The sequence below is a fragment of the Serratia sp. CoH_134_PS_4 genome (assembly GCF_058190535.1).
Genome location: NZ_JBXWKI010000001.1, coordinates 1,124,588 through 1,149,180, shown reverse-complemented (window position 1 = coordinate 1,149,180; position 24,593 = coordinate 1,124,588). Strand labels below are relative to the sequence as shown.

Annotated in this window: 29 protein-coding genes; 23 read left to right on the top strand and 6 right to left on the bottom strand. The window is 53.4% G+C overall.

The features are described 5' to 3' along the window. A partial coding sequence (locus tag AC2FCQ_RS05340; RefSeq protein ID WP_490658444.1) for a ribonuclease E/G occupies positions 1 to 730 on the bottom strand: 730 nt, incomplete at its 3' end. Positions 731 to 1,282: 552 nt separating this feature from the next. Between AC2FCQ_RS05340 and rluC the strand changes: the two genes are divergently transcribed. Next, positions 1,283 to 2,245 carry a 23S rRNA pseudouridine(955/2504/2580) synthase RluC gene (rluC, locus tag AC2FCQ_RS05335; RefSeq protein ID WP_209632727.1) on the top strand — a complete coding sequence of 321 codons (963 nt, stop codon included), beginning with the start codon at positions 1,283 to 1,285 and terminating at the stop codon, positions 2,243 to 2,245. Positions 2,246 to 2,253: 8 nt separating this feature from the next. Here rluC and AC2FCQ_RS05330 read toward each other — a convergent pair whose 3' ends face one another. Then, positions 2,254 to 2,835, bottom strand: coding sequence for a Maf family protein (locus AC2FCQ_RS05330; protein WP_490307690.1), 582 nt, complete (start codon positions 2,833 to 2,835; stop codon positions 2,254 to 2,256). A gap of 141 nt (positions 2,836 to 2,976) precedes the next feature. Here AC2FCQ_RS05330 and yceD point away from each other — a divergent pair, with 141 nt between their 5' ends. The 14 genes from yceD to ptsG all read left to right on the top strand — a co-directional run bounded on the left by yceD (position 2,977) and on the right by ptsG (position 15,306). Continuing rightward, positions 2,977 to 3,498: a 23S rRNA accumulation protein YceD gene (gene yceD, locus AC2FCQ_RS05325; protein WP_037423869.1), complete on the top strand. Its 522-nt coding sequence runs from the start codon at positions 2,977 to 2,979 to the stop codon at positions 3,496 to 3,498. A 16-nt stretch (positions 3,499 to 3,514) separates the two neighbouring features. Further along, complete coding sequence (gene rpmF / locus AC2FCQ_RS05320) at positions 3,515 to 3,682, top strand: 50S ribosomal protein L32 (protein WP_004943042.1); 168 nt, start codon at positions 3,515 to 3,517, stop codon at positions 3,680 to 3,682. Between the two features lie 11 nt (positions 3,683 to 3,693). After that, positions 3,694 to 4,728 carry a phosphate acyltransferase PlsX gene (plsX, locus tag AC2FCQ_RS05315; RefSeq protein WP_209632729.1) on the top strand — a complete coding sequence of 345 codons (1,035 nt, stop codon included), beginning with the start codon at positions 3,694 to 3,696 and terminating at the stop codon, positions 4,726 to 4,728. A gap of 6 nt (positions 4,729 to 4,734) precedes the next feature. After that, positions 4,735 to 5,688: a beta-ketoacyl-ACP synthase III gene (locus AC2FCQ_RS05310; RefSeq protein ID WP_037423865.1), complete on the top strand. Its 954-nt coding sequence runs from the start codon at positions 4,735 to 4,737 to the stop codon at positions 5,686 to 5,688. A gap of 16 nt (positions 5,689 to 5,704) precedes the next feature. Further along, positions 5,705 to 6,634, top strand: a complete 930-nt coding sequence (gene fabD / locus AC2FCQ_RS05305) for an ACP S-malonyltransferase (protein WP_404759832.1) — start codon at positions 5,705 to 5,707, stop codon at positions 6,632 to 6,634. Positions 6,635 to 6,645: 11 nt separating this feature from the next. After that, on the top strand, positions 6,646 to 7,380 hold the full coding sequence (fabG, locus tag AC2FCQ_RS05300; protein ID WP_020826338.1) for a 3-oxoacyl-ACP reductase FabG: 735 nt from the start codon (positions 6,646 to 6,648) through the stop codon (positions 7,378 to 7,380). Positions 7,381 to 7,534: 154 nt separating this feature from the next. Continuing rightward, positions 7,535 to 7,771, top strand: coding sequence for an acyl carrier protein (acpP, locus tag AC2FCQ_RS05295; protein ID WP_004719003.1), 237 nt, complete (start codon positions 7,535 to 7,537; stop codon positions 7,769 to 7,771). Between the two features lie 81 nt (positions 7,772 to 7,852). Further along, a complete protein-coding gene (gene fabF / locus AC2FCQ_RS05290) occupies positions 7,853 to 9,094 on the top strand; it encodes a beta-ketoacyl-ACP synthase II (protein WP_209632731.1) in 1,242 nt (413 codons plus the stop codon). Between the two features lie 176 nt (positions 9,095 to 9,270). Beyond that, entirely contained in the window at positions 9,271 to 10,068 is a 798-nt protein-coding gene (gene pabC, locus AC2FCQ_RS05285; protein WP_490307689.1) for an aminodeoxychorismate lyase, read from the top strand. Between the two features lie 13 nt (positions 10,069 to 10,081). Further along, entirely contained in the window at positions 10,082 to 11,107 is a 1,026-nt protein-coding gene (mltG, locus tag AC2FCQ_RS05280) for an endolytic transglycosylase MltG (RefSeq protein ID WP_209632733.1), read from the top strand. Further along, positions 11,097 to 11,735 (top strand): dTMP kinase, encoded by a 639-nt coding sequence (tmk, locus tag AC2FCQ_RS05275; RefSeq protein ID WP_209632734.1) that lies wholly within the window; start codon positions 11,097 to 11,099, stop codon positions 11,733 to 11,735. Before mltG ends, tmk begins: the two co-directional genes overlap by 11 nt. After that, positions 11,735 to 12,742 carry a DNA polymerase III subunit delta' gene (holB, locus tag AC2FCQ_RS05270; RefSeq protein WP_209632735.1) on the top strand — a complete coding sequence of 336 codons (1,008 nt, stop codon included), beginning with the start codon at positions 11,735 to 11,737 and terminating at the stop codon, positions 12,740 to 12,742. Before tmk ends, holB begins: the two co-directional genes overlap by 1 nt. A 15-nt stretch (positions 12,743 to 12,757) precedes the next feature. Next, positions 12,758 to 13,534: a metal-dependent hydrolase gene (locus AC2FCQ_RS05265; protein WP_265554947.1), complete on the top strand. Its 777-nt coding sequence runs from the start codon at positions 12,758 to 12,760 to the stop codon at positions 13,532 to 13,534. A gap of 338 nt (positions 13,535 to 13,872) precedes the next feature. After that, positions 13,873 to 15,306, top strand: coding sequence for a PTS glucose transporter subunit IIBC (ptsG, locus tag AC2FCQ_RS05260; protein WP_209632737.1), 1,434 nt, complete (start codon positions 13,873 to 13,875; stop codon positions 15,304 to 15,306). A gap of 56 nt (positions 15,307 to 15,362) precedes the next feature. Here the strand turns inward: ptsG and mntR are convergent, their stop codons facing one another. Then, entirely contained in the window at positions 15,363 to 15,833 is a 471-nt protein-coding gene (gene mntR, locus AC2FCQ_RS05255) for a manganese-binding transcriptional regulator MntR (RefSeq protein WP_209632774.1), read from the bottom strand. Positions 15,834 to 16,062: 229 nt separating this feature from the next. On the opposite strand from mntR, the gene AC2FCQ_RS05250 reads away from it, so the two are divergent. Beyond that, positions 16,063 to 17,367: an Nramp family divalent metal transporter gene (locus tag AC2FCQ_RS05250; RefSeq protein WP_209632775.1), complete on the top strand. Its 1,305-nt coding sequence runs from the start codon at positions 16,063 to 16,065 to the stop codon at positions 17,365 to 17,367. A 71-nt stretch (positions 17,368 to 17,438) separates the two neighbouring features. On the opposite strand, the gene AC2FCQ_RS05245 is transcribed toward AC2FCQ_RS05250, so the two are convergent. After that, positions 17,439 to 17,705, bottom strand: a complete 267-nt coding sequence (locus AC2FCQ_RS05245) for a hypothetical protein (protein WP_209632776.1) — start codon at positions 17,703 to 17,705, stop codon at positions 17,439 to 17,441. Between the two features lie 296 nt (positions 17,706 to 18,001). Next, complete coding sequence (locus tag AC2FCQ_RS05240) at positions 18,002 to 18,748, bottom strand: SDR family oxidoreductase (protein ID WP_209632777.1); 747 nt, start codon at positions 18,746 to 18,748, stop codon at positions 18,002 to 18,004. Positions 18,749 to 18,847: 99 nt separating this feature from the next. Here AC2FCQ_RS05240 and AC2FCQ_RS05235 point away from each other — a divergent pair, with 99 nt between their 5' ends. Further along, the gene (locus tag AC2FCQ_RS05235) at positions 18,848 to 19,225 is read left to right on the top strand and encodes a winged helix-turn-helix transcriptional regulator (protein WP_490307688.1); all 378 of its coding nucleotides are present in this window, start codon (positions 18,848 to 18,850) and stop codon (positions 19,223 to 19,225) included. Here the strand turns inward: AC2FCQ_RS05235 and AC2FCQ_RS05230 are convergent. Continuing rightward, the gene (locus AC2FCQ_RS05230) at positions 19,222 to 20,127 is read right to left on the bottom strand and encodes a transporter substrate-binding domain-containing protein (protein ID WP_490307687.1); all 906 of its coding nucleotides are present in this window, start codon (positions 20,125 to 20,127) and stop codon (positions 19,222 to 19,224) included. The two genes, AC2FCQ_RS05235 and AC2FCQ_RS05230, sit on opposite strands and share 4 nt — an antisense overlap. A gap of 254 nt (positions 20,128 to 20,381) precedes the next feature. Here AC2FCQ_RS05230 and hinT point away from each other — a divergent pair, with 254 nt between their 5' ends. The 6 genes from hinT to ycfP all read left to right on the top strand — a co-directional run bounded on the left by hinT (position 20,382) and on the right by ycfP (position 24,381). Beyond that, positions 20,382 to 20,732 (top strand): purine nucleoside phosphoramidase, encoded by a 351-nt coding sequence (gene hinT, locus AC2FCQ_RS05225; protein WP_037423826.1) that lies wholly within the window; start codon positions 20,382 to 20,384, stop codon positions 20,730 to 20,732. Between the two features lie 12 nt (positions 20,733 to 20,744). Continuing rightward, a complete protein-coding gene (locus AC2FCQ_RS05220) occupies positions 20,745 to 21,131 on the top strand; it encodes a YcfL family putative periplasmic lipoprotein (protein WP_130380234.1) in 387 nt (128 codons plus the stop codon). A 25-nt stretch (positions 21,132 to 21,156) separates the two neighbouring features. Next, positions 21,157 to 21,741 (top strand): penicillin-binding protein activator LpoB, encoded by a 585-nt coding sequence (lpoB, locus tag AC2FCQ_RS05215; RefSeq protein ID WP_037423820.1) that lies wholly within the window; start codon positions 21,157 to 21,159, stop codon positions 21,739 to 21,741. Beyond that, positions 21,722 to 22,597 carry a thiamine kinase gene (gene thiK / locus AC2FCQ_RS05210; protein WP_490307686.1) on the top strand — a complete coding sequence of 292 codons (876 nt, stop codon included), beginning with the start codon at positions 21,722 to 21,724 and terminating at the stop codon, positions 22,595 to 22,597. Before lpoB ends, thiK begins: the two co-directional genes overlap by 20 nt. A gap of 149 nt (positions 22,598 to 22,746) precedes the next feature. Continuing rightward, complete coding sequence (nagZ, locus tag AC2FCQ_RS05205) at positions 22,747 to 23,766, top strand: beta-N-acetylhexosaminidase (protein WP_490307685.1); 1,020 nt, start codon at positions 22,747 to 22,749, stop codon at positions 23,764 to 23,766. 72 nt (positions 23,767 to 23,838) lie between these two features. Next, on the top strand, positions 23,839 to 24,381 hold the full coding sequence (ycfP, locus tag AC2FCQ_RS05200) for an alpha/beta hydrolase YcfP (protein ID WP_265554929.1): 543 nt from the start codon (positions 23,839 to 23,841) through the stop codon (positions 24,379 to 24,381). The last annotated feature ends 212 nt before the right edge of the window (positions 24,382 to 24,593 follow it).

The following is a 24,593-nucleotide window of genomic DNA, read 5'->3' as shown; positions in this document are numbered from 1 at the left end:
TGTGCTCTTTGGCCAGATCGAGAATTTTGGGATTGTCGATCAGGATTTCGCCGATGTCTGGGCGCAGATAGTCGCGGAATGCACGCACGATGACGTTGCTTTCCTGATGGATCAGGAAGGGGGCAGAGCGGCCTTCAGCGGCTTTTTTGATGGCTTCCCAGTGCTTCAGGCGGAAAGACAGATCCCACTGCAGCGCATCGGCAGATTTACCAACGCCTGCGGTACGAACAATCAGACCCATGCCATCAGGCAGTTGCAGGGACGAAAGCGCTTCTTTCAACTCGGTACGGTCGTCACCTTCGATGCGGCGTGAAATACCACCGGCACGAGGGTTGTTCGGCATCAGTACCAAATAACTGCCCGCCAGGCTGATGAAGGTGGTTAAGGCTGCGCCTTTGTTGCCACGTTCTTCTTTATCAACCTGAACGATCACTTCCTGGCCTTCGCGCAGCACATCTTTGATGTTAGGGCGACCATGAGAAGAGTAGTTACTTGGGAAGTATTCGCGGGCGATTTCTTTAAGAGGGAGGAAACCATGTCGTTCGGCGCCGTAATCAACGAACGCTGCTTCAAGACTTGGTTCTATACGAGTGATTTTACCTTTGTAAATATTCGCTTTTTTCTGTTCATGACCCGGACTTTCAATATCCAAATCATACAGCCGCTGTCCATCTACGAGGGCAACACGCAACTCTTCCTGCTGAGTTGCGTTAATCAACATTCTTTTCATCTTAACTTACTCGTTATTTTTACATTATCGACAAAGCTGCGGGCAAAATAACCTCATGGCCGGATTAAAACCGAAAACCCCGTGTCTTCTCGCAAAGTCGTCAACCTCACGGTTGTCGCCTGCATAGGGGCGCATTATCTCGGTAAGCCTGTATTTCTTTGTGAAAAACAGCACTTTTACTAGGGGAATAGCCTCTGATTTACGTCGACAGATCTGATTCCGTTTGCCGGCCAAGCTGCAACCCGCAGCCCGCTAATTGTTTGATTTCACATTACGTCTTACGCCATTGCTGCGTTTTTGTGCCATCAGACAAATTTTATAATTCCACAATTTTCCCTGTTTAACGAGAATCAACGTGGAAAGTAAACACATTATTCCACTGCTGATACGGTTATAGCAAGGTGACTTTTCCTTAACTGCGGAAGAAATCGCAAACGTTCAAACCGGCTTGCTGCCTTATTGTCCGCCAAGGTTTCCCCCACAGTCAGAGAGACAGTTAAGCACATAAAAAGAAGTGGCGCTATTTACGCGCTCTATTTAGAATCCTGCTCCATGAAAACGAACATTCCTGCAGTACAATTAATCACGATTTCCGATGACGAAGCTGGTCAACGAATCGACAACTTTCTGCTTGCTCGCCTCAAAGGCGTGCCGAAGAGCATGATTTACCGCATCGTGCGCAAAGGCGAAGTACGGGTCAATAAGGGGCGCATTAAGGTTGAATATAAACTGGCGCCTGGCGACATCGTACGTATACCGCCAGTGCGGGTAGCCGAGCGTGAAGATACCCCCGTTTCCGCCAAGCTGGACAAAGTCGCCGCATTGGCAGATTGCATTCTGTATGAAGATGATCATCTGTTGTTGCTGAACAAACCCTCAGGTACTGCCGTACACGGTGGAAGCGGCCTGAGTTTTGGCGTGATCGAAGCGTTGCGCGCGTTGCGTCCTGAAGCGCGCTTCCTGGAACTGGTGCACCGATTGGACCGTGACACCTCGGGTGTATTGCTGGTGGCGAAAAAACGTTCTGCATTACGTTCACTGCACGAACAGTTGCGGCTGAAAGGGATGCAGAAAGATTATCTGGCCTTGGTACGCGGTCAATGGCAGTCGCATTGCAAAGCTGTTCAGGCACCCCTGTTGAAAAACATTTTGCAAAGTGGCGAGCGCATTGTGCGTGTCAACAGCGAAGGCAAACCGTCGGAAACGCGCTTCAAGGTGGAAGAACGTTTTGAGCATGCAACGCTGGTCAAGGCTAGCCCAATCACTGGGCGTACCCATCAGATTCGTGTTCATGCCCTGCATGCCGGGCATCCGATAGCCTTTGACGATCGCTATGGCGATCGTGAGTTCGATCGCCAATTGGCGGGTACCGGGCTTAAGCGTCTGTTCCTGCACGCGGCTGCGCTACGTTTCGAACACCCGGGCACCGGCGAGACGATGCGTATCGAAGCGCCAATGGATCAAGAGTTACGCCACTGCCTGCAGGTATTGCGCAAGCAGTCAAAAGCCCAGTAAACCGTGTTTTATGCCAGCGGGTTGATACCTTCAGCCCGCAACATCTCTAACAGCGAGATCAGTGGCAGACCAATCAACGCATTCGGATCCCGTCCTTCCAGTTTGTCGAACAATGCAATCCCCAAACCTTCGCTTTTAAAACTGCCTGCACAGTTGAGTGGTTGTTCAAGGCGCACATAGGTGGCGATTTCAAGGTCGCTCAATGTACGAAAATGCACATGGAAAGGTTCGCATATTGCTTGCAGGTGGTTATTGCGGCTGTTGTATAACGCCAGGCCGGTATAAAAGGTGACCGTTTTGCCGCTGGCCTGACGCAACTGTGTGCGGGCGTTGTCCTCGGTGTGTGGTTTTCCGGTGATTTTTCCATCGAGCACGCAGACCTGATCGGAACCGATAATCAGAGTGTCAGGGTAGGCGAGGGCCAATGCTTGAGCCTTCGCGGCCGCCAATCGTAGCACCAGCGCCTCTGCGGTTTCTCCGGCCAGCGGGGCTTCATCGACGTGCGGTGCGGCACAGATAAAAGGCAGATGCAGCTTTTCCAGCAGCATCTTGCGGTAGCTCGAGGTAGAGGCAAGGAGTAGTCTCTGCATAATTTTTTTCGTAAACCGTAGCGTAAATAGAGTGGGCATTTTAAACTGTCCGCCGCTGAGGAAGCGAATATTGGTGAAAGGTGCCGTTTTACGGCCTTTTTCTTTGACTCTATGTCGTTACAAAGTTAATATGCGCGCCCTATGCAAAAGGTAAAATTACCCTTGACCATTGATGCGGTACGTACCGCTCAGAAACGATTGGACTATGTTGGTTCCTATTCGCCTGAGCAGGTTACACGTGTCGCCGCCTCTGTGGTCAGTGTGGACAGTGATGTTGAGGTCTCGTTATCTTTTAATATCGATAACCAGCGCCTCGCGGTGATAACAGGGCATGCGGACGTCCAGGTAATGCTGATGTGCCAACGCTGTGGAGTTCCGTTCGAGCATCATGTACACACAACATATTGTTTTAGCCCGGTCGTCAATGATGAGCAGGCTGAGGCATTACCGGGAGCGTACGAGCCGATCGAAGTCGATGAGTTTGGCGAAGTCGATCTGTTGGCAATGATTGAAGATGAAATTATTCTTTCACTGCCTGTCGTCCCGGTACATGAATCTGAACACTGTGAAGTGTCCGAAGCGGACATGGTCTTTGGCAAACTGCCTGCAGAGGCGGAGAAACCAAACCCATTTGCCGTATTAGCCAGTTTAAAGCGTAAGTAATTAAGGAGTAAGGTCCATGGCCGTACAACAAAATAAACCAACCCGTTCCAAGCGTGGCATGCGTCGTTCACACGATGCCCTGACCACCACCACTTTGTCTGTTGATGCGACTTCCGGTGAAACTCATCGTCGTCACCACATCACTGCCGACGGTTTCTACCGCGGTCGCAAGGTTATCGGCTAAGTAGCGGTACCTTGACTCGTCTAACCCTGGCGTTAGATGCAATGGGCGGGGACTTCGGTCCCTGCGTCACAGTGCCTGCTTCATTGCAGGCACTGGCCTCTAATTTACAGCTTCATCTTCTGCTGGTCGGCAATCCCGACACCCTCTCTCCTTTACTTGCCAAAGCCGATCCAGTTCTTCTGGAACGTTTGCAAGTCGTGCCCGCTGAATCAGTGATTGCCGGCGACGCCAAACCCTCACAAGCGATACGCGCCAGCCGTGGTACTTCTATGCGCGTTGCGCTTGAATTGACCAAAAATGGTGATGCGCAAGGCTGTGTCAGCGCGGGTAATACAGGCGCGTTGATGGGATTGGCGAAAATGCTGATTAAGCCGCTGGACGGTATTGAGCGCCCTGCACTGATGACGGTGATCCCGAATCAGTTAGGTGGTAAAACCGTCGTGTTGGATCTCGGTGCCAATGTCGAATGCGACAGCACCATGTTGGTCCAGTTTGCGGTGATGGGCGCGGTGATGGCCGAAGAGGTCGTGGGGATTGCGCAACCACGCGTGGCGCTGCTGAATATTGGTGAAGAAGAAACCAAAGGCCTGGATAATATCCGCGAAGCGGCCGCCGTGCTAAAAAATACGCCGGCAATCAACTATATTGGTTACCTGGAAGGCAACGATCTTCTCACCGGTAAAACCGATGTGATGGTTTGCGACGGCTTTGTGGGTAACGTCACCCTGAAAACCATGGAAGGGGTGGTAAGAGTCTTTTTATCGCTACTGAAGTCATCCGGAGACGGTGGCAAACAGGCGTGGTGGTTAAAATTGTTAGGCCGTTGGTTGCAAAAGCGGGTGGTAAAGCGGTTCGGCCACCTGAACCCCGACCAGTATAATGGCGCATGTCTGTTAGGATTGCGCAGCACCGTAATCAAGAGCCACGGCGCTGCGAACCCACACGCGTTTGCAGTTGCAATCGAACAGGCTGTGCAGGCGGTGCAGCGGCAAGTCCCTGACAGGATTGCTGCGCGCCTTGAAGCTGTATTACCTAAGAGTGACTGATCGTACATGTATACAAAGATTCTCGGTACGGGGAGTTATTTACCCGTACAAGTGCGCACCAACGCTGACCTAGAAAAAATGGTGGATACCTCTGACGAGTGGATCGTCTCACGTACGGGTATCCGTGAACGCCGTATCGCCGCTGCTGACGAAACCGTTGCGACGATGGGCTTCCATGCGGCTGAAAAAGCGCTGGAAATGGCTGGTGTGGCTAAAGAAGATATCGGGTTGATCGTAGTGGCTACCACTACCTCGAGCCACGCATTCCCAAGTTCTGCCTGCCAGGTGCAGCAGATGCTTGGCATTAAAGACTGTGCCGCCTTCGATCTGGCCGCAGCCTGTGCCGGTTTTACCTATGCGTTGAGTGTCGCCGATCAGTACGTTAAGAATGGCGCGGTTAAACATGCATTGGTGATCGGCGCGGATGTGCTGTCGCGCACCTTGGATCCGCAAGATCGCGGCACTATCATCCTGTTTGGTGATGGTGCAGGTGCAGTTTTGCTGGGGGCCTCAGAAGAGCCTGGCATTCTTTCGACCCACCTGCATGCCGACGGCAGCTACGGTGGTCTGCTGACGTTACCGTTCAAGGATCGTCAAGAGCAGGACAAACCGGCTTACGTCACTATGGCCGGTAATGAAGTATTCAAAGTTGCGGTTACCGAGTTGGCTCACATCGTTGATGAAACGTTGCAGGCTAATAATCTGGATCGCAGCGCGCTGGATTGGTTGGTACCACACCAGGCCAATTTGCGCATTATCAGCGCAACGGCGAAAAAACTGGGTATGGGGCTGGATAAAGTGGTAGTGACGCTCGATCGTCACGGTAACACTTCTGCCGCCTCTGTCCCTGCAGCGCTCGACGAAGCGGTGCGTGATGGGCGGATCCAGCGCGGCCAACTGGTGCTGTTGGAAGCCTTTGGCGGCGGCTTTACCTGGGGCTCGGCGCTGGTTCGTTTCTGATTAACAGGAAGAAAAAATGACGCAATTTGCTTTTGTTTTTCCAGGTCAGGGGTCACAGACTCTTGGCATGCTGGCCGATTTGGCCGCTGAATATCCGATTGTTGAAGCGACCTTCAACGAAGCCTCTTCCGTCCTGGGTTATGACCTGTGGCAACTGGTGCAGCAAGGGCCAGCGGAAGAGCTGAACAAAACCTGGCAGACGCAGCCGGCACTGCTGGCCGCCTCCGTGGCGATTTTCCGCGTCTGGCAGCAACAGGGCGGTAAAATGCCTGCAATCATGGCCGGCCACAGCCTGGGTGAGTACTCGGCCCTGGTGTGTGCGGGCGTGTTGGATTTCCAGGCGGCAATCCGTCTGGTTGAGCTGCGCGGCAAACTGATGCAGGAAGCGGTACCGGAAGGCACGGGGGCGATGTCCGCCATTATCGGTCTGGACAACGCCGCGATCGCCAAAGCCTGTGAAGAGTCTGCCCAAGGGCAGGTTGTGTCCCCGGTGAACTTTAACTCTCCGGGCCAGGTCGTTATTGCCGGCAATAAAGAGGCGGTTGAGCGTGCAGGGGCTGCTTGTAAAGCCGCTGGCGCCAAACGTGCATTGCCGTTGCCGGTGAGCGTACCTTCGCACTGTGCACTGATGAAACCGGCTGCGGACAAACTGGCCGTTGCGTTGCAAGAAATCACGTTCAGCGCGCCGCAGGTTGCAGTGGTGAATAACGTCGATGTGCGCACCGAAACCGATCCTGAAGCGATCCGCAGTGCGCTGGTACGCCAGTTGTACAGCCCGGTACGTTGGACCGAGAGCGTAGAGTTTATGGCAGCAGAGGGCGTTACGTTGCTGCTAGAGGTTGGCCCGGGTAAGGTTCTGACCGGCCTGACTAAACGTATTGTTGACACCCTGACAGCAGCGGCCGTTAATGACACCGCCAGCCTGTCAGCGGCGCTTGAGCAATAAAGAGGAAAACAATGAGCTTCGAAGGTAAAGTTGTTCTGGTCACCGGCGCTAGCCGGGGTATTGGCCGGGCTATTGCAGAAACGTTTGTGGCACGCGGCGCTAAAGTGATCGGCACCGCCACCAGTGAAAGCGGCGCTGAGGCTATCAGCAGCTACCTGGGTGCAAACGGCAAAGGGTTTGCGTTGAACGTGGTTGATGCTCAATCTATCGACAGCGTTCTGGCATCTATTCGTGCTGAATTTGGCGAAATCGACATTTTAGTGAATAATGCCGGCATTACGCGTGATAACCTGCTGATGCGTATGAAGGACGATGAGTGGCAGGATATCCTGAACACCAATTTGACTTCCGTATTCCGTCTGTCAAAAGCGGTAATGCGAGCTATGATGAAAAAGCGGTTTGGCCGGATCATCACCATCGGTTCCGTAGTTGGTACCATGGGGAACGCAGGGCAGGCTAATTACGCGGCGGCTAAAGCCGGTTTGATTGGCTTTAGTAAGTCTTTGGCACGTGAAGTTGCTTCACGTGGCATTACAGTCAACGTCGTGGCACCTGGCTTTATTGAGACGGACATGACACGGGCGTTGACAGATGATCAACGTGCAGGCATTTTGTCATCAGTTCCAGCCAATCGGCTGGGGGATGCTAAAGAAATCGCCAGCGCTGTTGCATTTTTAGCCTCTGACGAGGCTGGCTACATCACCGGTGAAACGTTACATGTCAATGGCGGCATGTACATGATTTAAAAAATGCGAAAACTATTTGCGTTATTTGGGGTAAAAACCGCAGAATAGCGTAAAATCGTGGTTTGACCAGCCGGGATTTAGTTGCATCTTTTTCAACATTTTATACACTACGAAAACCATCGCGAAAGCGAGTTTTGATAGGAAATTTAAGAGTATGAGCACTATCGAAGAACGCGTTAAGAAAATCATTGTTGAGCAATTGGGTGTTAAACAGGAAGAAGTTTTAAATAACGCTTCTTTCGTTGAAGATCTGGGTGCTGATTCTCTTGACACTGTTGAGCTGGTAATGGCACTGGAAGAAGAATTCGACACTGAGATTCCAGACGAAGAAGCTGAGAAAATCACTACTGTTCAGGCAGCTATTGATTTCATCAACGCTAGCCAGCAGTAAGAGAACATATCTAGGCGGTCACTCGACCGCCTAAGTTTTTTCTATCCCTAGTGTTATATTTTCCCTCCTTGGAGGACAAACGTGTCTAAGCGTCGAGTAGTTGTGACCGGACTGGGCATGTTGTCTCCTGTCGGCAATACGGTAGAGTCCACATGGAACGCTCTTCTTGCCGGTCAGAGTGGCATCAGCCTGATCGACCATTTCGATACTACTGCCTATGCAACGCGTTTTGCTGGCTTGGTAAAGAATTTTAACGTTGAAGATTTCATCTCCCGCAAAGATGCGCGCAAGATGGACGCCTTCATCCAGTACGGTATCGCTGCCGGCATGCAAGCTATGCAGGATGCTGGGCTAGATATCACCGAGGCTAACGCCACCCGCATTGGTGCCGCTATCGGCTCCGGTATCGGCGGCCTGGGTTTGATTGAAGAGAACCACAGTTCACTGGTTAACGGTGGCCCACGGAAAATCAGTCCGTTCTTTGTGCCGTCAACCATCGTTAACATGATTGCAGGCCATCTGACTATCATGTACGGCATGCGTGGCCCGAGCATTTCGATCGCCACCGCCTGTACTTCAGGTGTGCACAACATTGGCCACGCTGCGCGTATCATTGCTTACAATGATGCCGACGTGATGCTGGCCGGTGGGGCAGAGAAAGCCAGTACCCCATTAGGTGTCGGCGGCTTTGGCGCAGCACGCGCGCTGTCGACTCGTAACGAAGATCCTCAAGCCGCTAGCCGCCCTTGGGACAAAGACCGTGACGGTTTTGTTCTGGGTGATGGCGCTGGCATGATGGTGCTGGAAGAGTACGAGCATGCTAAAAAACGCGGCGCCAAGATTTATGCTGAAGTTGTTGGCTTTGGGATGAGCAGTGATGCTTATCACATGACGTCACCACCTGAGAACGGTGCGGGCGCTGCGCTGGCAATGGAAAATGCGTTGCTTGATGCCGGTGTGACCACGTCACAAATCGGTTATATCAATGCGCACGGTACTTCAACGCCGGCTGGCGATAAAGCCGAAACGCAAGCAGTGAAATCGGTATTTGGCAGTGATGCACAGCGCGTGTTGGTCAGCTCGACCAAATCGATGACCGGCCACCTGTTAGGTGCTGCGGGTGCGATTGAGTCAATCTTCACCGTACTGGCATTGCGTGATCAGGCCGTACCACCAACCATCAACCTGGATAATCCAGATGAGGGTTGCGATCTGGACTTCGTTGCACATGAAGCGCGTCAGGTGAGCGATATGCAGTATACGCTGTGTAACTCCTTTGGCTTCGGCGGCACCAACGGTTCATTGATCTTCCGCAAGGTGTAATACCTCTGCTGGCAGTCGACAAAAAGCCCGGTTTTTTAAACCGGGCTTTTTTTATGGCGCAGAAACGCGACTCGGAAAACTCTGCTTGCCGGTACCTTTGCTCAATAGCAAGCTGCTGCTAACGACATCGGTGCCTGTTATTCTGTACAGAAAGCTACAGTGGCCAGGGGGAGACTATGTACTGGATTAATGGACATCAGCACGATGCGCTCGCGCCAAGCGATCGCGGTTTGCAGTTTGGTGATGGCTGTTTCACTACCGCTCGGGTGACGGACGGCAAAATCGACTTATTGCCTTGGCATATCGAACGCCTACAGCTGGCGGCGCAACGGCTAATGTTGCCTGTTTGCGACTGGGATGCATTAGAACGTGAAATGGTGCACGCCGCAGAATCTATTTCTCTGGGTGTGGTCAAAGCGATACTGACGCGAGGCAGCGGTGGGCGAGGTTACAGTCCACAAGGGTGTGAAAATCCCACGCGTATCGTCTCCCGCAGCACTTTCCCTTTGCACTATCTGCAATGGCGTGAACAGGGTATCAGCCTGGCGCTGAGTCCGGTCGCACTGGCGCGCAACCCGCTGCTGGCAGGGCTGAAACACCTAAATCGTTTGGAGCAAGTGTTGATCCGCACGCATCTTGACCAGACGGCTGCCGACGAGGCGCTGGTGCTTGACACTGCGGGTATGCTGGTGGAATGCTGTGCGGCTAATTTGTTCTGGCGTAAGGGAAAAGCGGTGTTTACGCCAGATTTGAGTCAGGCCGGCGTGGCCGGGCTGATGCGTCGCCGGGTCATTGAGTTGTTGGCGGAGAGTGGCTACAGGTTGCATTGCGTCAGCGAGCCGCTCGAAACGCTGGCCGACGCGAATGAAGTGCTGGTGAGCAATGCATTGATGCCATTGTTGCCGGTAAATATCGCGCAATCATGGCGTTATCCGTCACGCGAACTCTATGATTTTTTGCGCCCACATTGTTAACGATGGCTGATTGATGAAGAAAAGAAAGCTGAAGTTCGTTTCTATTACGCTTGTTCTGGTGTTAGGCCTGCTGTTTTGGGGGTATCAGAAGGTTGAACGTTTCGCTGATACCCCGTTGGCCATCCAGCAGGAAGCCATTTTTAAATTGCCGGCGGGCACCGGACGGGTTGCATTGGAAGGGCTGCTGGTGCGCGATAAGCTGATCCGCAATGGTACGTGGTTCCCATGGTTGCTACGTCTGGAGCCACAGTTGGCGGAGTTTAAAGCCGGAACCTACCGTTTTACGCCGGGGATGACCGTGCGCCAGATGCTTAAATTGCTGGCCAGCGGTAAAGAAGCCCAGTTTAGTGCTCGCTTTATTGAAGGTTCTCGCCTGCGTGACTGGCTGACGGTGCTGCAACAGTCCAAATACCTCAAACATACGCTGGCAGGGAAAAGTGAGGCGGAGATCGCCGTGGCTTTGGGGATGCCGGAAGGCAGCAACCCAGAAGGACGCCTATACCCCGATACCTACTCGTACACCGCCGGCATGAGTGATTTGGCCTTGTTGAAACGTGCCCACCTGCGAATGACCAAGGCATTGGACGAAGCCTGGCAGGGGCGCGATACCACTCTGCCGTACAAAACGCCTGAAGACCTGCTAACCATGGCCTCAATCATTGAGAAAGAGACGGCTGTGCCGGAAGAGCGCACCAAGGTGGCCTCGGTGTTTATCAACCGCCTGCGCATTGGCATGCGTTTGCAGACAGATCCAACGGTGATCTACGGCATGGGCGATGGTTATAATGGCAACATTACTCGCAAAGATTTAGAAACGGCGACACCCTATAACACTTACGTGATCAACGGATTGCCGCCAACGCCGATTGCCATGCCGGGCCAAGCCTCGCTGGAGGCCGCGGCCAACCCGGCGAAGACACCGTATCTGTACTTTGTTGCCGACGGCAAGGGCGGCCATCAATTTACCACTAACCTGGCCAGTCATAATCAGGCAGTGAAAGCCTATCGCCAGGCGTTAAAGGAAAAGAATGAAAAGTAAATTCGTGGTTATCGAAGGCCTTGAGGGCGCGGGTAAAACGACCGCGCGCGACACAGTCGTTAGCGTATTGCGCGAACATGGTGTCAACGAGATTGTCTTTACCCGTGAACCTGGCGGCACACCGTTGGCAGAGAAGCTCCGCGACCTGTTTAAACGTGGTGTGGACGGTGAGCTGCCAACGATCAAGGCCGAAGTGCTGATGCTGTATGCGGCCCGCGTACAGTTGGTGGAAACGGTAATCAAACCGGCGATGGCGCGTGGCGCGTGGGTCGTTGGCGATCGACACGATTTGTCTTCGCAAGCCTACCAGGGCGGCGGACGCGGGGTTGATCAACAATTGATGGCCTCGCTGCGCGAGACGGTGTTGGGGGATTTCCGCCCAGACTTGACGCTTTACCTGGATTTACCGCCATTAGTGGGCTTGCAACGCGCGCGCGCGCGCGGTGAGCTGGATCGTATCGAGCAAGAAGCACTGCCGTTCTTTGAACGTACCCGCGCACGTTACCTGGCCTTGGCTGCGCAGGACGAGTCCATTGTCACTGTTGATGCTTCTCAATCGTTAGAGCAGGTAACCGCGGCGATTCGGGGTTGTGTCAGCCAATGGCTACAGCAGCAGGAAGGCGCGTAATGAACTGGTACCCGTGGCTGAATACGCCTTACCGGCAGTTGGTCGGGCAATATGCTGCCGGGCGCGGTCATCACGCATTGCTGTTACATGCTGCGGTAGGTAACGGTGAAGACGCATTGGCCTATGGCCTGAGCCGCTGGTTGATCTGTCAGCGCCGTAACGGTGAGAAAAGCTGCGGTGAATGCCATAGCTGCCGGCTAATGCTTGCAGGGAATCACCCGGACTATCACGTGTTGACGCCAGAAAAAGGCAAAAGCAGCCTGGGGGTGGAACCCATCCGTCAGGTGATTGAGATTCTTTATTCCCATGCGCAGCAGGGCGGAGCCAAGGTTATCTGGTTACCGCAGGCGGAGTTACTGACGGAAGCTGCCGCTAATGCCTTGTTGAAAACGCTGGAAGAACCGCCTGAAAAAACCTATTTCCTGTTGAGTTGCCGTGAGCCATCACGTTTGCTCGCGACGTTGCGCAGCCGTTGTTTGTACTGGCACCTGGCTAGCCCAGATGAGCAACTCAGCCTGCAATGGCTCAACCGCCAAACACCGGGTAATCAGGTTGATCTCCTGACTGCCTTACGTTTGCACGATGGTGCGCCGCTGGCTGCTGAACAATTGTTGCAGCCGGAACGTTGGCAGCAACGTGGAGCATTGTGTGCCGCGCTGCGTACAGCACTGCCACAGCGTGACATGTTGTCGTTGTTGCCGGTGTTGAACCACGAAGACGTCGCAGAGCGGCTACACTGGTTATGCGCGTTGCTCGTGGATGCCATGAAATGGCAGCAAGGTGCGGCAAGTTTCGCACTTAACCAGGATCAACAACCGCTGGTGCACCAACTGGCCAGTTGCTTGAGCAGCACCTCGCTGCAGCAAGTGGTGCAACAGTGGCTTAATTGCCGTCATCAGTTGCTCAGCGTGGTTGGCGTTAACCGCGAGCTGCTGCTGACCGAACAGTTACTCAGCTGGGAGCAAATGCTCGACGTGACCGGCTATTCTCATCCTCATTCGCTGTAAAGAGCTAAAAATATTATGTTGTTAGTAGATTCTCATTGTCACCTTGACGGCCTGGATTACCAAACACTGCACCAAAACGTAGATGACGCGCTGGCAAAGGCCAAGGCGCGCGACGTTGGCTATGTGCTGGCTGTCGCGACTACGCTGCCCGGCTATCAAGCGATGACGCAGCTGATCGGCGCACGCGACGACGTGGCGTTCTCCTGCGGTGTACACCCGCTTAATCTTGAAGGCGGTTATGATTACGCTGAACTGCGTCGTCTGGCGGCGGCAGAGCAGGTCGTAGCACTGGGTGAGACTGGGCTGGATTACTTCTATCAGAAGGACAATCTAGAACTGCAGCAAGCGTCGTTCCGCGAACATATTCGTATCGGTTGCGATCTGAATAAACCGGTCATTGTGCATACCCGTGATGCGCGTGAAGACACGCTGGCGATCCTGCGGGAAGAGAATGCCCAGAACTGTGGTGGTGTGCTGCATTGTTTCACCGAAGATTGCGCTACCGCAGAAGCCTTGTTGGATCTGGGGTTCTACATTTCATTTTCTGGCATCCTGACCTTCCGCAACGCCGAACAGTTGCGTGATGTGGCGCGTTACGTACCGCTGGACCGCATTCTGGTGGAAACCGACTCCCCGTATCTGGCTCCTGTGCCGCATCGTGGCAAAGAGAACCAACCTGCCTATGTGCGCGATGTGGCTGAATACATGGCGGTATTGAAGGGCGTGAGCCTGGAGACGCTGGCCGAAGCTACCACCGCCAATTTTTCACGCTTATTTCACATCGACCTCTGATCTTTGGCCTAGGCTATAGCTGTAGTCATCGAATCCGGAATTTTTTTTAAGCTCGTAATTAATCATCGAAACGGGTAATGTTCCCACCCGTTTTAGGACGAGGTGCGGGCGTTTTTTCCTCTTTTTTGCCAAAAAATAGGCAATTTAAGAAAAACACCCGGTTTTGTTCATCGAAACGTGACTGTCATCAAACATTGCGCAGCCTATTTATTTTACTCTGCGTAAAAATTCAAGGGGTGCTCAGACACCCTGAATTGCAGGGGTTTTTTCTCCCCCCCTTGCAACGCGAAGAATCGCGGAAAGTAGCAAAGCACTATTACTCAGGAGCACACTCAACTATGTTCAAGAACGCATTTGCAAACCTGCAAAAAGTAGGTAAGTCGCTAATGCTGCCGGTGTCCGTATTGCCTATCGCAGGTATCCTGCTGGGCGTCGGTTCCGCCAACTTTAGCTGGCTACCTGCGGTAGTCTCCCACGTGATGGCGGAAGCCGGCGGTTCCGTTTTCGCCAACATGCCGTTAATTTTCGCCATCGGTGTTGCCCTTGGCTTCACCAATAACGATGGTGTATCCGCACTGGCTGCAGTGGTGGCTTACGGCATCATGGTGAAAACCATGGCGGTGGTTGCACCTTTGGTGCTGCACTTGCCGGCTGAAGAAATCGCGGCCAAACACCTGGCAGATACCGGTGTACTCGGGGGGATTATCTCCGGCTCCATCGCGGCCTATATGTTTAACCGCTTCTTCCGCATTCAATTACCGGAATATCTGGGCTTCTTTGCCGGTAAGCGCTTTGTGCCGATTATCTCCGGCCTCGCGGCAATCGTTCTGGGCGTAGTATTGTCCTTCATCTGGCCTCCAATCGGTACGGCTATCCAGACCTTCTCCCAATGGGCGGCGTATCAGAACCCGGTAGTGGCGTTTGGTATCTACGGCGTGGTTGAACGTGCGCTGGTGCCATTCGGTCTGCACCACATCTGGAACGTACCGTTCCAAATGCAGATCGGTGAATACACCAACGCAGCAGGTCAGGTGTTCCACGGCGATATCCCACGTTATATGGCGGGTGACCCGACTGCGGGTAAACTGTCTGGTGGCTTCCTGTTCAAAATGTACGGTCTGCCTGCTGCCGCGATTGCCATCTGGCACTCAGCCAAGCCGGAAAACCGCGCTAAAGTCGGCGGTATCATGATCTCCGCTGCGTTGACCTCGTTCCTGACCGGTATCACCGAACCGATCGAGTTCTCCTTCATGTTCGTTGCGCCGATTCTGTACGTAATCCACGCCATTCTGGCGGGTCTTGCGTTCCCGATCTGTATCCTGTTGGGTATGCGTGACGGTACCAGCTTCTCGCACGGTCTGATCGACTTTATCGTACTGAGCGGCAACAGCAGCAAAATCTGGCTGTTCCCAATTGTGGGTATCATCTACGGTCTGGTGTACTACACCATCTTCCGCGTGTTGATTGCCAAGCTGGATCTGAAAACCCCAGGTCGTGAAGACACGGCTTCTGAGCAGGTTACTCAGGGCGGTTCTGAAATGTCTGCGGCGCTGGTTCAGGCCTTCGGCGGTAAAGAAAACATCACCAACCTGGATGCCTGTATCACTCGTCTGCGCGTTAGCGTGGCAGACGTGAGCAAGGTTGACCAGGCTGGCCTGAAAAAACTGGGGGCTGCCGGCGTTGTTGTCGCAGGCTCTGGCGTTCAGGCTATCTTTGGTACCAAATCTGATAACCTGAAAACGGATATGGACGAATACATCCGTAACCATTAATTCAGGCAGGGGAGTTTTAAGGGAGGCGAAAGCCTCCCTTTTTTATGGGTGCGGATTTACTTTGCTGCGTGCTTTTGCAAAAACTGTTCAAACACCGCCAGGGTGTCGCTAGAAATGTGATGCTCAATCCCTTCGCTGTCCAGCTCGGCGGTTTCATTCGGTACACCAAGACATACCAGCAGGTCGACGACAATCCGGTGGCGACGGCGTACCTTCTGTGCCAGCTGCTCGCCTTCTTCCGTCAGAAAAACCCCCCGATAAGGGCGTGACTCGACTAATCCAGCGCTTTTGAGCCGGGCGATGTTCTTGATCGCCGTCGGGTGCGAAACGCCGAAGCGTTTGGCGATGTCGGTGGTTCTGGCTTCGCGGGTGGTCATCAACAAGTCGGCAATCAGCTCGACATAATCCTCTATCAGCGCATTGGATTGCGCCTCACGAGCGCGGGTGAAGCGCAGGGCATGTTCAGCCTCGTCCGGCATTTCAGCCACCACGGGGCGTTCGGCGTCATCTGGTGCGCTTGTAGCCATATTCTGAGACGTCCTTTAAACGTTAAACCAGTAAGTTGCAGGTTACTGCAGTTCCGCCATACGTTAGTCCAAAGGCGACGCATTATCAATTCGGCGGGCGTATTCGCTGATAATAAGAAATATTTGTACACAAAGGCAGTGAATCTTCCATTTTGCATAAAGTGTAGCCGATGCTACATTGCAGTGAGTGTTGGGTGAAAAATAACCAGAAAAAGATTGAGGGTAAACCATGCGTGATGCGGCAACCACCACATCGTTAACCGAACGAACCAATACGGCGATTGGTAACGCACTTGCCGGGCGCAAGCGTGGAGCATTCACGCCGCTACTGTTCGCTGGGCCTGCTGTGATTGCCTCTATTGCCTATATGGATCCCGGTAATTTTGCCACCAATATTCAGGCGGGTTCGAAATACGGCTATAGCCTGTTATGGGTGGTGGTGATGGCTAACCTGATTGCCATGCTGTTTCAGGCGCTCTCGGCCAAGCTGGGTATTGTCACCAACCGTAATCTGGCAGAGATGTGCCGCGATCAATTCTCACGTCCGGTGGTGATCGGTATGTGGCTGCTCAGTGAAGTGGCCGCGATGGCCACCGATCTGGCGGAGTTCCTCGGCGGGGCTATCGCGCTTGCCTTGCTGTTTCATATGCCGTTGTTGCCGGGAATGGCGGTAACAGCGGTTATCACCTATGCATTGCTGATGGTCGAGAAAAAAGGTTTTCGCCCGGTAGAACTGATGATTGGCGGTCTGGTCGCGGTGATTGCACTGTGTTATTTGGTTGAAATGTTTATTGTGCCGGTGGACTGGGCGGCTGCCGGTATTGGTATGGTAACGCCGCAGTTGCCGGATGCGCAGGCATTGACTATTGCCGTCGGTATTATCGGTGCCACGGTGATGCCGCACGCTATTTTTCTGCACTCGGGCTTAACCCAGCACCGTGCGCCTGCCAGCGACAGTGGCGAACGGCGCAAATTGCTGCGCTTTTCGAATATTGAAGTGGTGATTGCACTGTCGATCGCGGGGCTGGTGAATATCGCTATGGTCATTATGGCTTCCAGCGCTTTCCATGCCGGTAATAGCGACGTGGCAGAGATAGGAACGGCTTACCATACATTGACCCCATTGTTTGGCGCTGCCGCGGCTGGCATCTTCCTGATGTCGTTGATAGCCTCCGGCATTTCCAGCTCGGTGGTGGGTACCATGGCGGGTCAAATGATCATGCAGGGGTTTGTGGGCTTTAGGATCCCTGTCTGGGTACGCCGTATGGTAACCATGATCCCGGCCTTCATTGTGGTGGCATTAGGCGTGAATGCGACAGACGCGCTGGTTTACAGCCAGGTGGTGCTGAGCCTGGCGTTGCCGGCACCGATGATTGCGTTGGTGATGTTTACCCGTCGCCGCGACATTATGGGCGAGTTTGTTAATAGCCGCCTGACCAGCCTGGTGTCGGTCATAGGTACAGTGATTATTCTCCTGCTCAACCTGGTTCTGCTGTTGCAGACGTTTGGTGTCGCTATCCCCGGTCTGGGGTGATCGATAAGCCGTGCAGCTTATGCTGTCACGGCTTGCCGCCTTTCTTTATCACGCTATCTCCCAGTGTGGCGTTATTTGGACGTTGGGTTTTGGCCATTGGTCAGTGCTTTCTCGTCGTTAGAAATACTGCCGCTATTTGCGGCCCATACGCCTTCCTGGGTTTTGGTGACCTTCTGATGTGCTGCATTCAGGTTCTGACCTACGGCGGCAATGTGATTGGATTCAACACCGCCGGTGTTTTCCCCCCAGGGAATGGTCTGATCATTGGCTTGAGCGATGCCGCCCAGCGCCAGGGGCATCAGCAGTAGCATGGCATTAATCAGGTATTTTACTCTCATCGTCTCAGTCTCCACTTATGTGCTCTGCACCTGACTGGCGGATGCATGGCACTATCAGGAACAAAAGTAAGAGGGTGAGGGATAGCTAGGGTCAGTCGGTTTTTGGCTGGCGAAAGGGATCCACAATACGCCCTGTTTAATCAGTGTAGGCAGCGCCGCCAGCCAGGGTGACAGCGCGAGTGTAAGCAGGATCCGTAATTGCTTTCGGGGTATGTTTGGTTGTTTCAAGTGAAATAATTAGCAAGAAAGCATTTGTGTTAATGGGCGATCACCCCCCGAATGCTTGCATGACGTAATTACAAATTTCCCACGCCCCCGTCGATCAACAATTCACTGCCGACCATAAAGGCGGACTCATCGGATGCGAGGAACACTGCCGCCTTTGCCAATTCCAGCGACGTGCCCATACGACCGATGGGTACCAATTGGCGGATCTCGTCACGTAATGCCTGTTCATCGGCATCCTTCAGGCCGAGCTTACCCAGTGCCGGCGTTTCTGTTGGGCCGGGGCTGAGGCCATTGACCCGAATGCCGCGTGGGTGCAGTTCACCGGAGAGGGTTCTGGCCAGCGACAGCAGACCAGCCTTGCTGGCGGCATAGACGTTACTTAACGGCAGGCCGATATGCGCACTGACCGAGCCGCACAGAATAATTGACGCGGGGTTAGCCAACTGCGGCAACAACGACTGGATCAGAAAGAAGGGCCCTTTAAGGTTAATGTCCATCACCCGTTGATAACTCTGTTCATCCCATTCTTGCAGAGGATGGTGGGTGACGTCGCCTGCATTGATGTACAGCACATCGAGGCGTGGCCAGTGGTTGGCCAATTGCTGCGCTAAAACCCGCTGCTGCTCAATATCTCCTGCATCACTACGCAACAGCAGTACCTTGCCCAGCGCTTTTCCTGCTGCCTCTAGGCTGTTCTGGTTGCGTCCGGTAATCGCTACGGTGGCGCCTTCAGCGATAAACTGACGCGCAGTTTCCAAACCAATGCCGCTGGTACCCCCGGTGATCAATGCGTACTTGCCTTTAAGTCGTGACATAACGTACTCCTGTTTATTGTCGGCACAGGCATTATTTGCGTTATAGTATCTTTTGTATAGTAGGCACCTTTTGGATACTAAAGGACAAGGTGGGATGAAATGACCAATGCAGAGCCGTCGACGGCGGAAAAAAATACAGCGGCATTGCCTACAGCGGGTGAACCTTGCCCAATGGTCGGCTTCGTGAATCTGGTCGCGGGGAAATGGGCTATTCCGATCCTCTACCGGCTGATACTGATTGATACCCCAATACGTTTTAGCGAACTGCAGCGCGCAGTCGCACCTATCGCCCAGAAAGAGTTGACGCGTCAACTGCGGCAGTTTGAGCAACGTGGTTTGGTCACCCGGCAGGTGTTCCCGGAGGTTCCGCCACGGGTTGAATATCAAATTACGCCACTGGGTAAAACGTTGCGTCCGACACTCGACTCTCTGGCCAACTGGATGCGCACCCACGCACCACAGCTGATTGACGGCTAGTCACCAATCCCCGGCGGATTGATGGTAGAGCGTGGAACTTTCTCATCATGTTCACCCCAGCGATCCAAAACCTGGGCATATTCACCGCTGACGATCACACCATTGATGGCTGCGTTGATTGCGGTAACCAGGCCATTATCTTTTTTAGTGGTCACTGCCACATAGGCGACGTTCGGGCCGATGCCCACCATTTTCGTCCTGCCAGTCAGTGCTGCTTTGTAGGCTCCGGTGGAGTGGGGGCCAAAGAACGCGTCGGCGCGCCCGGACTGAATGCTCAGATTGGCGGCGGCGTCATCGGTGACATAAATGGGCTGTACCGGGGCCAGGCCATTAGCCTGATTCTGCTTATCCCAACCCAGTAAGATATTTTCCTGATTGGTCCCTGAACCGACAATAATCCGTAGCCCGGCAACGTCCGCAGGTTGGTTAATGGCGCTGATTTTGCTGGTGGACTTCACGTAAAAGCCCAGCGTATCTACGCGATAGGTGGCGAAATCAAACTTGGTTTTCCGCTGCTTGGTCACGGCAATATTGAAAATTGCAGCGTCATATTTACCTGAGCTGATGCCGAGCGGCCAATCTTCCCAGGAGGTCGGTATCAGGTTCAACTCTAGCCCCAGGCTGTCTGCCACCAGCTGCGCGATGTCCGGATCGCTGCCAATCAACGTTTTATTGTCTTCAGCAAACAGCGCCAGTGGGGGGGAATTTTCAGACGCCACTGCTATGGTTAGTTTGCCCGGTACGGCAAAATGATAATTGGCTGGGATCAGCGCGACGGCGGCCGGGTTTTTCTCTGCACGCAAATGTTGCTGGTTGGCTTGTAGATCAATAATGCTTTTGGTCTCAGCCGCAGAATGACCGCATATCAGCAATGCGCTCAGTGCCAGGGTTTTGAATCGCATGTTGTCCTCTATCCTTTTTTAATCATAGAGTTACTATTCGCGCCGATGGCAGGCAAGTAAAGCAACAATAGTGAATATCGAAAGTGAAAAAAATCAAATGATTGCCGCCGGACGGTAGCGAGAGAGGGAGGATTATCTCGAAGGGTTGTCTGATTCTGCATCACTCAACGCGGAAAGTGCGCAATCAGGTTGAAAGCAGTAGAATTTGTCACTCATACTGCGTACAGCTTATTTTCCTCTACAAGGAACGCCAGATGGCCGAAGAAACGATTTTCAGTAAAATTATCCGCCGCGAAATCCCCGCTGATGTGGTCTACCAGGACGAACTGGTCACCGCTTTCCGCGATATTTCACCTCAGGCTCCGACGCATATTCTGATTGTACCCAATGTATTGATCCCCACCATCAACGATGTCACCGTTGAACATGAGGCTGCGCTGGGTCGTATGATTACCGCCGCGGCGAAAATTGCAGAACAAGAGGGCATTGCCGATGACGGCTACCGCCTGATTGTTAACTGCAATCGCCATGCAGGCCAAGAGGTCTATCATATTCATATGCATTTGGTCGGTGGCCGCTCGTTAGGGCCTTTGTTGTCTCGCTAATCGAGGAAAGTCATGCGCTATAGCAAATCCCTGCGTCTGATGGCGTTGGCGTTGCCCGCTGTCATTTTGATGGGTTGTAGCAGCCCACGCGGCATCGCGGTTAACGATCGGCAGACGGTAGTCATGGATTCGCCGGTGCTTACCGCAGGCATTCTGGCCGACAACCCGTCGATTTCGAATGCCTCCGGGCGCGTGATGGCCACGTCGGAGCTCAGCAACAGCCAACCTACGCCAGTGACGGTGCATTATCGCTTCTACTGGTATGACGATCAGGGGCTGGATATCCGGCCTTTTGAAGCGCAGCGCACCATCACTATTGCACCAAATTCAGACGCCACCATTTACTCACTCAACGGCAATCTCGATGCTAAACGCGTGCGTCTGTACCTATTTTTATAAACTCTTGGTTCACGTGGAGAGATAAATGAAAAAGTATCTATTTGTGGCACTGGCCGCGTTGATGTTAACCGGCTGTCTGTCGCGCCCGCCGGAACCCGAACAACCTCAACCGCCGGTAACGGTTGAGCCGGTGACGCCGCCCGTTGTTGAGCCGCAACCCCCCGTCACAGAACCTGTGCCTCAACCGCCGAAAATTCAGCAGCTCGATTGGCTGAGCAGTGTGCAGCCGCTGGTAAATCAGATGCTGAAAGCCGACGGTGTCAACCCAGGTAGCGTGTTGCTGCTGGACAGCGTAAAGAACAATACCAACGGTGCATTACAGACCGCGAAAGCCACATCTGCTTTGCATAAAGCGTTGGCGTCGAATCAAACGTTCTCCATCGTGCCAGAAGCGCAGTTGGCGACCGCCAAACAGACGCTGGGCTTGTCGGCGGATGATAGCCTGGGCTCACGCAGCAAGGCCATTGGCCTGGCGCGAATCGTCAGTGCGCAATATGTCCTGTATAGCGACGTCAGCGGTGATGTGAAGTCTCCGACTCTGGACATGCAACTGATGTTGGTACAAACCGGTGAAATCGTCTGGTCAGGTAATGGCGCAGTCACACACTGAAGCCGCACTGCGGAAACTGATTGAAAGCGAGCTGCCGGCGGTGAAAACCGCCGGTTGTCGTTTTAGCCCAGTACAGGGGCTGACGGGCGAAAGTTGGCGTATTGAAGGTGAAGGCGTACAGCTTCTGGCGCGTCAACAAAGCGCAGAGAAAAGTGCGCTTGGCGTGAGTCGCCGGCGTGAGGCACGTATGCTTCGCCGTAGTGGAAGAGGGATCGGTCCGCAGGTTTTAGTGCAAAACAATCAGTGGATTATCCTGCAATGGCTCGATGGTGACGTTGTCACAAGTGCCGCTTTCAGTCAGTTAAATGAGCGTGGAAACCTGGCGGAATTGATGGCAGATTTGCATCGTCAGCCGCTCAGTGGCTACACGCTGAATCTGCAGCGACAGTTTGCCCGTTATTGGCAACAGTTGGATCGCCGACGCTTAACGCCCGCTTGGTTGCGGCTGCATCAGCGCTTTCTTCATCGCTGCCCGCCGACACCCTTGAAATTGGCACCGTTGCATATGGATATTCATCCGGGCAATCTGATAACACAGGCCGCAGGCCTGCGATTGATTGACTGGGAATATGCCGCTGACGGAGACATCGCGCTGGACATCGCTGCGCTGTTCCGCGGTAACGCCTGGTCGTCAGCCAGCCAACAGCGTTTTTTACAGCGTTATGCGCAAATCGGTTATCTCAATTTACAGGTGCTGAGCGCGCAGGTGCAACGCTGGCTGCCGTGGGTAGATTATCTGATGCTGTTATGGTTTGAAGTGCGCTGGCAACAGACCGGCGATCCTGAATTTTTGCGCTGGGGTACCGTGATACACCGGCGTTTTTGTTTAACATCCCATGTTCTATACCTAGAATAATTGGCGTTGCGTTGAGGCGGCCGGTCTGTAACACCCCAGGAGCACAGATAACTCGGCGACGGGGGCGCACAGGCGCAGCCAACAAAGGTGCAGGTTCAAGTATGATAGGTATAAATGAATAATGAAGTGAGGTGGCCGTGGGCCCAGTAATGTTAGATGTCGCCAGCTATGAGCTGGATGCAGAAGAACGTGAGATCCTAAAACATCCGCTGGTGGGCGGTCTGATCTTGTTCACCCGTAATTTCCATGATGCCGAACAGCTGCGTGAATTGGTACGCCAAATCCGTGACGCTTCCCACGATCGACTGGTGGTGGCAGTGGATCAGGAAGGTGGGCGCGTTCAGCGTTTCCGCGAAGGTTTCACCCGGTTACCGGCGGCGCAGTCGTTCGCGGCACTGAACTCAGCCCATGAAGGTGGTCGGTTGGCGCAGGAGGCCGGCTGGCTGATGGCGGCGGAAATGATCGCGCAGGATATCGACATCAGCTTTGCGCCGGTGCTTGATATTGGCCATGTCAGTGCAGCGATTGGCGAACGTTCGTTCCACAGCGATCCGCAGCAGGCGCTGGTGATGGCCGAACGTTTCATTTTGGGCATGCACAGCGCCGGAATGAAAACCACCGGTAAGCATTTCCCAGGTCATGGTGCGGTGAGTGCGGATTCGCACAAGGAAACCCCCCGCGATCCGCGCCCGTTGGCACAGATCCGTGAACATGATATGTCGATCTTCCGGGAGTTGATTAACCGTCAACTGTTGGACGCCGTGATGCCGGCGCACGTCATCTATACTGAAGCAGACCCGCGCCCAGCCAGCGGATCGCCTTACTGGCTAAAACAGATTTTGCGCCAGGAATTGGGCTTCGACGGTGTTATCTTCTCGGATGATTTGTCGATGGAAGGCGCGGCGATTATGGGCAGCTATGCCGAACGTGGTCAGGCAGCATTAGATGCTGGCTGCGACATGATCTTGGTATGCAATAACCGCGCAGGGGCGGTTAGCGTGCTGGATAACCTGTCCCCGGTCAAAGCAGAGAGAGTGAAGCGGTTATATCATCGCGGTCAGTTCACCCGTCAGGAGCTGCGCGATTCTGCGCGCTGGCAGCAGGCGCATAAAGAGCTGAATGCGCTCAGCGAACGCTGGGAGGAGCACAAACAGCGTAATGCTGGGTGAACCCAGGGCGTCGTAATACGGCGTAAATGATGAGGGCTGCGGCGCGGCCCTCAGCTTGTTGCGAGGATCCACATGATTATCTATTTGCATGGTTTCGATTCCACCAGTCCCGGCAATCATGAAAAGGTGTTACAGCTACAGTTTATCGATCCGGACGTACGCTTTATTAGCTACAGCACTTTGCATCCACGCCATGACATGCAGCATCTATTGAAAGAAGTGGACAAGGCAGTTCAACAGGAAGGCGACAAACATCCGCTGATCTGCGGTGTCGGTTTGGGCGGATTTTGGGCCGAGCGCATTGGCTTTCTGTGTGGTATCCGCCAGGTGATCTTCAACCCCAATTTGTACCCTGAAGAGCATATGCAAGGCAAAATCGACCGGCCGGAAGAGTATCGCGATATTGCCACCAAGTGCGTGGACGATTTCCGGGAGAAAAACCGCGATCGCTGCCTGGCAGTGCTGTCTCGCCACGACGAAGTGCTCGACAGCCAGCGTAGTGCTCAATTGCTGCACAAGTATTATGAAATTGTCTGGGATGAACAGCAGACCCACAAGTTCAAAAATATCTCGCCACATTTGCAACGTATCAAAGCATTCAAGACGCTGGCGTAACAGTTTCATAACGCCTGAAGATGCCGCAATGATTGCTTTTTACCGGCAAAAATTGCGGCATCTCTTTGCCAAAATACCGGTTTTTGCCCCATAGGCGACAAAATTTAAAACTGTGACCCAGCGCTAACTATTTGAATCACAATCCTCAAAATCCCCCTTCGTCCAGCCTTTAACCAAAAAAGTTTGATGTACATCAATTTTGGTATGACCAA

Bases quoted from the DNA above. Each gene is read 5' to 3' on its own strand.
- rluC (WP_209632727.1), top strand. From the start codon at position 1,283: ATGAAAACGAACATTCCTGCAGTACAATTAATCACGATTTCCGATGAC.
- AC2FCQ_RS05330 (WP_490307690.1), bottom strand. From the start codon at position 2,835: ATGCAGAGACTACTCCTTGCCTCTACCTCGAGCTACCGCAAGATGCTG.
- yceD (WP_037423869.1), top strand. From the start codon at position 2,977: ATGCAAAAGGTAAAATTACCCTTGACCATTGATGCGGTACGTACCGCT.
- rpmF (WP_004943042.1), top strand. From the start codon at position 3,515: ATGGCCGTACAACAAAATAAACCAACCCGTTCCAAGCGTGGCATGCGT.
- AC2FCQ_RS05310 (WP_037423865.1), top strand. From the start codon at position 4,735: ATGTATACAAAGATTCTCGGTACGGGGAGTTATTTACCCGTACAAGTG.
- fabD (WP_404759832.1), top strand. From the start codon at position 5,705: ATGACGCAATTTGCTTTTGTTTTTCCAGGTCAGGGGTCACAGACTCTT.
- fabG (WP_020826338.1), top strand. From the start codon at position 6,646: ATGAGCTTCGAAGGTAAAGTTGTTCTGGTCACCGGCGCTAGCCGGGGT.
- acpP (WP_004719003.1), top strand. From the start codon at position 7,535: ATGAGCACTATCGAAGAACGCGTTAAGAAAATCATTGTTGAGCAATTG.
- pabC (WP_490307689.1), top strand. From the start codon at position 9,271: ATGTACTGGATTAATGGACATCAGCACGATGCGCTCGCGCCAAGCGAT.
- mltG (WP_209632733.1), top strand. From the start codon at position 10,082: ATGAAGAAAAGAAAGCTGAAGTTCGTTTCTATTACGCTTGTTCTGGTG.
- tmk (WP_209632734.1), top strand. From the start codon at position 11,097: ATGAAAAGTAAATTCGTGGTTATCGAAGGCCTTGAGGGCGCGGGTAAA.
- holB (WP_209632735.1), top strand. From the start codon at position 11,735: ATGAACTGGTACCCGTGGCTGAATACGCCTTACCGGCAGTTGGTCGGG.
- AC2FCQ_RS05265 (WP_265554947.1), top strand. From the start codon at position 12,758: ATGTTGTTAGTAGATTCTCATTGTCACCTTGACGGCCTGGATTACCAA.
- ptsG (WP_209632737.1), top strand. From the start codon at position 13,873: ATGTTCAAGAACGCATTTGCAAACCTGCAAAAAGTAGGTAAGTCGCTA.
- mntR (WP_209632774.1), bottom strand. From the start codon at position 15,833: ATGGCTACAAGCGCACCAGATGACGCCGAACGCCCCGTGGTGGCTGAA.
- AC2FCQ_RS05250 (WP_209632775.1), top strand. From the start codon at position 16,063: ATGCGTGATGCGGCAACCACCACATCGTTAACCGAACGAACCAATACG.
- AC2FCQ_RS05245 (WP_209632776.1), bottom strand. From the start codon at position 17,705: ATGAGAGTAAAATACCTGATTAATGCCATGCTACTGCTGATGCCCCTG.
- AC2FCQ_RS05240 (WP_209632777.1), bottom strand. From the start codon at position 18,748: ATGTCACGACTTAAAGGCAAGTACGCATTGATCACCGGGGGTACCAGC.
- AC2FCQ_RS05235 (WP_490307688.1), top strand. From the start codon at position 18,848: ATGACCAATGCAGAGCCGTCGACGGCGGAAAAAAATACAGCGGCATTG.
- AC2FCQ_RS05230 (WP_490307687.1), bottom strand. From the start codon at position 20,127: ATGCGATTCAAAACCCTGGCACTGAGCGCATTGCTGATATGCGGTCAT.
- hinT (WP_037423826.1), top strand. From the start codon at position 20,382: ATGGCCGAAGAAACGATTTTCAGTAAAATTATCCGCCGCGAAATCCCC.
- AC2FCQ_RS05220 (WP_130380234.1), top strand. From the start codon at position 20,745: ATGCGCTATAGCAAATCCCTGCGTCTGATGGCGTTGGCGTTGCCCGCT.
- lpoB (WP_037423820.1), top strand. From the start codon at position 21,157: ATGAAAAAGTATCTATTTGTGGCACTGGCCGCGTTGATGTTAACCGGC.
- thiK (WP_490307686.1), top strand. From the start codon at position 21,722: ATGGCGCAGTCACACACTGAAGCCGCACTGCGGAAACTGATTGAAAGC.
- nagZ (WP_490307685.1), top strand. From the start codon at position 22,747: ATGTTAGATGTCGCCAGCTATGAGCTGGATGCAGAAGAACGTGAGATC.
- ycfP (WP_265554929.1), top strand. From the start codon at position 23,839: ATGATTATCTATTTGCATGGTTTCGATTCCACCAGTCCCGGCAATCAT.